Below are 5,967 nucleotides of genomic sequence, written 5' to 3'. Positions count from 1 at the left end.
CGGGCGTGGCGGCGCGGCGCGGGGTGGCGCGGGCGGCGCCCGCCCAGTTGCTCCAGGGCTTCGCGGCTTGGGTCACAGGAATGTGAATACCTCTCACTTTAGGTTTTGTCAAGAGCGCGCAGCATCACGTCCCCGTCACTGTGACCTCGCTGGGGATGGAAATTAAGATGGGATTCGTGAAGGAGACTATGTGTCTACTGTAGCTAAGTCGCGGGCCGAGCAAGGCGGCGTCGCGGGGCCGCACATCGCGGGGGCCGCCCTGCGGCGGGTGCCCGTGCAGCAGCGCAGCGCCGAGCGGGTGAATCGGATGCTGGACGCCTGCGCCGCCCTGTTGGACGAGATCGGCTACGCCAAGCTGACCACCACCCTGATCGCGCAGCGCGCCGACGTCGCGATCGGCTCGGTGTACCAGTTCTTCGGCGACAAGCGCGCGGTGGTGCGGGCGCTGGACATGCGTTACCTGGACGGATACATCGAGCGGCTGTCGCGGCGGATCGCCAATACCACCGCCGAGCACTGGTCCCAGATCGTCGACGAGGTGATCGACGAGTACATCTCGATGCACCGCACCGAGCCGGGGTTCAGGACGCTCCACTTTGGCGACATTGTGGATGTTCACCTGCTGGATTCCGAGCGCAGCAACGATGACGTGCTCACCGATCGCCTGCACGCCATGTTGTCGGAACACTTCCCCTTGGGCGACGAGAGGCAGGTGTCGCTGGCGTTGACCGTGGCGGTCACCGCGGGCGACGCGCTGGTGAAGCTGGCGTTCCGGCGCGACCCCGACGGGGACGACGTGGTGTTGACCGAGGCCAAGACGCTGATCCGCGACTATCTGGAGCGGCACATCGCGACCGGATAACCAGCGCCGCTCGATGACCCTGCCGCGCCATGGACCCTGCGGGCGGTCCACCGTGAGGTGGTCGGTGGCGACGAAGCCGTTGCGCTCGTAGTAGGCCACCAGCCTGCCGCCGTTGCCCGCGTAGCAGTCGCCGCGCAGCAGCGAGACGCCCTTCGCGCGGGCCAGGTCGACGGCGCGGTCCAGCAGCGCGGAACCGATGCCCAGGCCCGCGTGGGCGCGGTGGGTGACCAGCAGGCGCAGGAAGAGTTCGGGCTCGGTGGCGGCGGGGACGTAGGAGTTGGGGCCGCCGACGGCCAGCGCGCCCACCGCCTCGTCGCCCAGGAACGCGGCGTACAGGCCGCCGCTGGCGGCGAAGTCCAGGGCGCGGAGCCGAAAACGGGTGTCCATCGAGGCGGGCGTGGAGCCCCACTGGTCGGTGTTGCCCGCCGAGACCATCCACTCGATGGCGGAGTCGAGCAGATCCAGGACGATGCGGGAACCGACGTCCCCCTCAACCTCACGTATCTCGATATTCGCGTTGGTCACCGCACGATCCTGCCACGCTTGACCAGCGGAGTGCCCGCCGCCGAGCGCTAGGGTGGGGCCATGAACCTGAGCATCGGCGAGGTGGCGGCGCGGACGGGGCTGAGCGTGCACACTCTGCGCTTTTACGAGAACGAGGAGCTGTTCGCCCGGCCCGTGCGCCGCGATTCGGCGGGGCGGCGGGTCTTCGACGAGGACGACGTGGGCTGGCTGCACTTCTGCATGCGGCTGCGGGATTCGGGGATGCCCGTGCCCGCGATCCGCGAGTACGCGGCGCTGGTGCGGGCGGGCGAGGGCAACGAGCCGCGGCGGCTGGAGCTTTTGCGCGAGCACCAGGAGCGGGTCGCCGCTCGGCTGGACGAGCTGGTCACGTGCCAGCAGATCATCGACACCAAGGTGAAGATGTACCAGGAGCGCGTCGGCGGCAACACCGCCGATCCCTTCTTCAAGGTGCCCGCCAAGCAGGGTTAGGGCCTGTTGGGGAACTCACTTCCGTGGCGAGCGGCGTCCCGTCGAGTGCGTGGCAAGGCGGAGGTGCGCCCGCATACCGGTGTTGTATGCGGGCGTGCCGACAACGCGGCCAGGCGCCGTCGGGGCGGCGCGCAGCGGGAAACGGGGTTCCCCAACAGGCCCTAAGGCCCGTCGCGCGCGGGAGCGGTCCCGCGAAAATGTCGATGCGTGGATGTAACGTTGCCGGGTCAACGTCTGGTTACCCCGTGTCTTGACACGCTCGACAAACGAGGGCCACTGTGGATTTCAAGCAGCTCACCACCATGGACATCTCGGCGCTTCACGGCCACGGCACCGCCTTTCGCCGCCTGTCGTCGACGGCGCTCGACCACTCCGAGCTGATCGACGGCCTGGGAAAGAAGATCCCCGCTTCCTGGCGGGGCAGCGATTCCGACGTGGCCGCGCGCCGCCTCACCGATCACTCGGCGTCGCTGGGGACCGCGGGTGACAGGCTGGGCAGGGTCGCCGCCGCGACCACCCGCGCGACGTCTGCGTTGCTTGCCGCCCAGGGAAAGGCACGGCGCGCCGCTGGCGTGGCCGGCGGCCTGGACGGCGGCCGCTTCGACGCGGCCGCCGGGCGGGTGGACTACCAGTGGCGCGAGGACCTGTGGGGGCCGTGGGACAGGGCCAGCCCGCGGGGAAAGGCCAACTTCCACAGGAACGTCGCGCTGGCCAACCAGGCCAACGCCGACATGGCCGCCGCCACCAAGGATGCCCAGCTCGTCGATCGGACGTTCTCCGGTGAACTGTCCAAACTGGGCCCCGACATGCCGTCCAAGGACTCCCCCGCCGAGCCGCCCGGTGCTCCCGTCCCCGATCCCGACAAGGACGCCAAGGCCAGGACCAACGACGGGATCCTGAAGTACATCACCGACGAGATGAACACCAACGGCGGCAGCTGGACCACCAAGGGCCTGTGGCTGGGCAACCACAGCCTGTCGCTGGGCGGCAAGGCGGGCGCGTACGCCGAGTTCTATCGCCTGGTCAAGACCAACGGCCCCTGGGACCACAAGCCCAAGATCCGCGAGAGGTTCGGGATGAACGTCAAGGACCCGACGACGCTGTACAGCTACGACCCCAAGATGGGCAAGTACCTGCGCTACGACATCTGGTCGAACATCCACTACGGCTTCGTCGGTAAGAAGGCGGGCTTCACCGAGATCGAGCTGATGACGGCGCAGAACCTGGGCACGGGCGACACGGGCAAGAAGGACCCCGCCGACGATGTCGCCGTCAAGATCGGGTTCGAGCTGGCCGACAAGTACAAGCCGGGGGAACTGACGCCCGCGATCGTGGAGCAGGCGGTGCTGGCGCACCAGAAGGACTTCGAGGACGCCGCCGTCAAGGAGAACGACCCGGGCTTCCCCGTCGTCAAGTAGCGGAGCGCCCGCGCGACGCGGTCGGCATCCACAAAAGGACGACCGCCGCCAACGCCAGGGCGACGCCGATCGGGTTGAGCGGCGTCTGCTCGGAGATGGTCAGCATCGCGCCGATGCCGCCGACGATGACGAACGCGAGCAGTACGGTGGCGACGATCCGGGCCCAGCGGCGGGCGGCGGCGACCTTCGCGGCGACGACGAGGAAGAGCACCGCCAGCAGGACGTGCACGCCGAGCGCGCCGGCCGCGGCGCCCTCGGCGGCATCCCGCCGCGGCGCGAAGGCCTCGCCCGTGAATCCGTCGACGGTGTCGTTCCAGTTCAGGTAGAGCAGGACCGCGATGACCACCTGAAACGCGGAGAGCCCGTACAGGCACCACGCCGCCCAGCGCGGCGGACCGACGGCGGGGCGGCGCTCGGTGGCGTTCATCGTTGGCCCCCGTCGGCGGCCGAATTCGGTCGGAAGCGCCAGCGCGTCGGCTTGGTCTGGCGGGCGCGGGCGCGCGCCGAGGCCCCGCGCTCGGCCCAGTCCGAGGTCAGGCGCCGCAGCAGCCGGGTGAGGGTGTGCAGGTCGTCGGTCGTCCAGTCCGAGACGACCCGCGAGAACGCGTCGTTCCCGATCTGTTCCAGGCGTTGGAGTTCCTCGATGCCGTCGGGTGTGGCGCGGATCAGGCAGGTGCGGCCGTCGTCGGGGTCGGCCTCGACGCTCACGTGGCCCGCGTCCTCCAGCGCCTGGGTGTGACGGGTCACCGAGGACGGGGCCATGTCCAGGCGTTCGCCGATCTCGCTGGGGCGCAACGGGTTTGGGGCGACAGCCTGCAGCACGCCCACCCGCGCGGCGTCGAAGGCCCGCGCCATGCCGCGGTGCGCCTCGGTGACGAGCACGAAGGTGGCGCGATTCAACTCGAGCACGGCGTTATTTCTTTCCATGAAGCAAAGATATCTCACCCGCGGAAGCGCCGCGCGATGGCGAGGACTAGGCGACGTGCTCCCGATACCGCCGCAGGGTTTCGGCGAAGACGTCGGGGCCGGGGTGGGACCAGATGGTGTCGTTGAAGATCTCCACCTCGATATGTCCACTGTAGCCAGCGGCGTCGACGGCGTCGCGGAGGCGGCGGAACTCCACGCAACCGTCGCCGAGCTGGCCGCGACCCGTCAGGACCCCCGCGGGCAGCGGGGTGATCCAGTCGGCGACCTGGAACGACGCGATCCGCCCCGCCGCGCGGGCGATCGCCGCATAGACGTTGGGGTCCCACCACACGTGGTAGGTGTCGACGACGACGCCCACCGCCTCGGGCGTGAAGGACTCGGCGACGTCGAGCGCCTGGTCCAGTGTGGAGATCACGCAGCGGTCGGAGGCGAACATCGGGTGCAGCGGCTCGACAGCAAGGCGCACACCGCTTTCCACGGCGTAGGGCGCCAGCGCACCGAGGGCGTCGGCGACGGCGCGACGGGCCGCGTCGATGTCGCGGGAGCCCTCGGGAAGGCCGCCGCACACCACGACGAGCTCCCCGGCGCCCAGCGCCGCGGCCTCGTCGATGGCGCGGCGGTTGTCGTCCAGCGCCTGCGGTGCACCGGTCGTGAGGAAACCGCCGCGGCACAGCGAGGTGACGGTGACGCCGCTATCGCGCACGCGGCGGGCGGTGTTCTCCAAACCCTTGGCGGCCACGGGTTCCCGCCACAGACCGATGCCCACGTTTTCGCGCGCGCAGGCGTCGATCGCCTCGTCCTGGTCCCAGTACTTGGTCGTGGCGTGGTTGAGCGAGAAGCGGTTCACTGGCCCGCCACCTCCAACAGGGCGCGCATCCGATGCGCGGCGAGGTCGGGGTCGCCGAACAGCCCCGCGCGGTCGGCCAGGACGAACACGTCGGTGAGATGGCGGATGGAGCGCGCCGCCTCGCGTCCCGCGACCATCCGGAAGTGGTCCTGGTGGCCCGCCAGCCAGGCCAGGAACACCACGCCCGTCTTGTAGTTGTAGGTGGGTGCGGCGAACACCTTGCGGGCCAGGGCGACCGTGGGGTCCAGGATGGAGCGGAAGCCCGCGGTGTCGGCGGCGTCGAGGCGCCGCACGGCGGCCGAGGCGAAGGGAGCCAACGGATCGAAGATGCCCAACAGCGCGTGGCTGAAGCCCCTGTCGTCGCCCGCGATCAGCTCGGGGTAGTTGAAGTCGTCGCCCGTATAGCACCGCACCGAGTCGGGAAGCCTACGGCGGAAGGCGATCTCGGCGGCGGCGTCCAGCAGGGAGATCTTCACGCCGTCGACGGCCGCGGCGTGGGTGGCGATCAGCTCGGCGAGGGTGTCGGCGGCGGCGACCAGGTCGTTGGAGCCCCAGTAGCCCGACAGCGCGGGGTCGAACATCGGGCCCAGCCAGTGCAGGATCACGGGGCGGTCGACCTGGCGCAGCAGCTCGGCGTACACCGACAGGTAGTCCTCGGGGCCCGAGGCGGTCGCGGCCAGGGCGCGCGAGCACATCAGGATCGGGGTGGCGCCCACCGAACTCACCAGTTCGAGCTGCTCAAGATAGGCATCGACCACTTCGGACAGCGAGGCGGGTGCGGCGAGCTGGTCGGTGCCCGCTCCGCACGCCAGCGGGCGTCCGTCGGAGGCGGCGGCGCTGCGGCGGATCAGCTGGGCCGAGGCCTCCCAGTCCAGGCCCATGCCGCGCTGCGCGGTGTCCATGGCCTCGGCGACGCCCAG

Annotated in this window: 7 protein-coding genes and 1 pseudogene; 3 read left to right on the top strand and 5 right to left on the bottom strand. The window is 70.0% G+C overall.

Annotated features, from left to right (window positions below):
* Positions 1 to 190: 190 nt before the first annotated feature.
* Positions 191 to 862, top strand: coding sequence for a TetR/AcrR family transcriptional regulator (locus tag VE172_RS21225; RefSeq protein WP_324803992.1), 672 nt, complete (start codon positions 191 to 193; stop codon positions 860 to 862).
* A 129-nt stretch (positions 863 to 991) separates the two neighbouring features.
* Here the strand turns inward: VE172_RS21225 and VE172_RS25555 are convergent.
* Positions 992 to 1,249, bottom strand: a pseudogene (locus VE172_RS25555) (GNAT family N-acetyltransferase); the annotation flags it as partial.
* Between the two features lie 198 nt (positions 1,250 to 1,447).
* On the opposite strand from VE172_RS25555, the gene VE172_RS21215 reads away from it, so the two are divergent.
* On the top strand, positions 1,448 to 1,855 hold the full coding sequence (locus VE172_RS21215; protein ID WP_324803990.1) for a MerR family transcriptional regulator: 408 nt from the start codon (positions 1,448 to 1,450) through the stop codon (positions 1,853 to 1,855).
* 278 nt (positions 1,856 to 2,133) lie between these two features.
* The gene (locus VE172_RS21210; RefSeq protein WP_324803989.1) at positions 2,134 to 3,273 is read left to right on the top strand and encodes a polymorphic toxin type 44 domain-containing protein; all 1,140 of its coding nucleotides are present in this window, start codon (positions 2,134 to 2,136) and stop codon (positions 3,271 to 3,273) included.
* On the opposite strand, the gene VE172_RS21205 is transcribed toward VE172_RS21210, so the two are convergent.
* From VE172_RS21205 to VE172_RS21190, 4 genes are all read right to left on the bottom strand, one after another.
* Positions 3,266 to 3,700 carry a hypothetical protein gene (locus tag VE172_RS21205; RefSeq protein WP_324803988.1) on the bottom strand — a complete coding sequence of 145 codons (435 nt, stop codon included), beginning with the start codon at positions 3,698 to 3,700 and terminating at the stop codon, positions 3,266 to 3,268. The two genes, VE172_RS21210 and VE172_RS21205, sit on opposite strands and share 8 nt — an antisense overlap.
* Entirely contained in the window at positions 3,697 to 4,200 is a 504-nt protein-coding gene (locus VE172_RS21200; protein WP_324803987.1) for a MarR family winged helix-turn-helix transcriptional regulator, read from the bottom strand. The genes VE172_RS21205 and VE172_RS21200 overlap by 4 nt, the downstream gene beginning before the upstream one ends.
* A gap of 46 nt (positions 4,201 to 4,246) precedes the next feature.
* Positions 4,247 to 5,047, bottom strand: a complete 801-nt coding sequence (locus tag VE172_RS21195; RefSeq protein ID WP_324803986.1) for a sugar phosphate isomerase/epimerase family protein — start codon at positions 5,045 to 5,047, stop codon at positions 4,247 to 4,249.
* Positions 5,044 to 5,967, bottom strand: a 924-nt coding sequence (locus tag VE172_RS21190; protein WP_324803985.1) for a DUF993 family protein, incomplete at its 5' end; no start/stop codon positions are given. The genes VE172_RS21195 and VE172_RS21190, both read right to left, overlap by 4 nt.

It is taken from the genome of Stackebrandtia sp., assembly GCF_035643755.1.
Classification (GTDB): Bacteria; Actinomycetota; Actinomycetes; order Mycobacteriales; family Micromonosporaceae; genus Stackebrandtia.
This window is presented reverse-complemented; position numbering and strand designations above follow the sequence as displayed.

What these genes read in the sequence shown, in the direction of transcription:
- VE172_RS21200 (WP_324803987.1), bottom strand. Translation starts at nt 4,200, where the DNA reads ATGGAAAGAAATAACGCCGTGCTCGAGTTGAATCGCGCCACCTTCGTG.
- VE172_RS21205 (WP_324803988.1), bottom strand. Translation starts at nt 3,700, where the DNA reads ATGAACGCCACCGAGCGCCGCCCCGCCGTCGGTCCGCCGCGCTGGGCG.
- VE172_RS21215 (WP_324803990.1), top strand. Translation starts at nt 1,448, where the DNA reads ATGAACCTGAGCATCGGCGAGGTGGCGGCGCGGACGGGGCTGAGCGTG.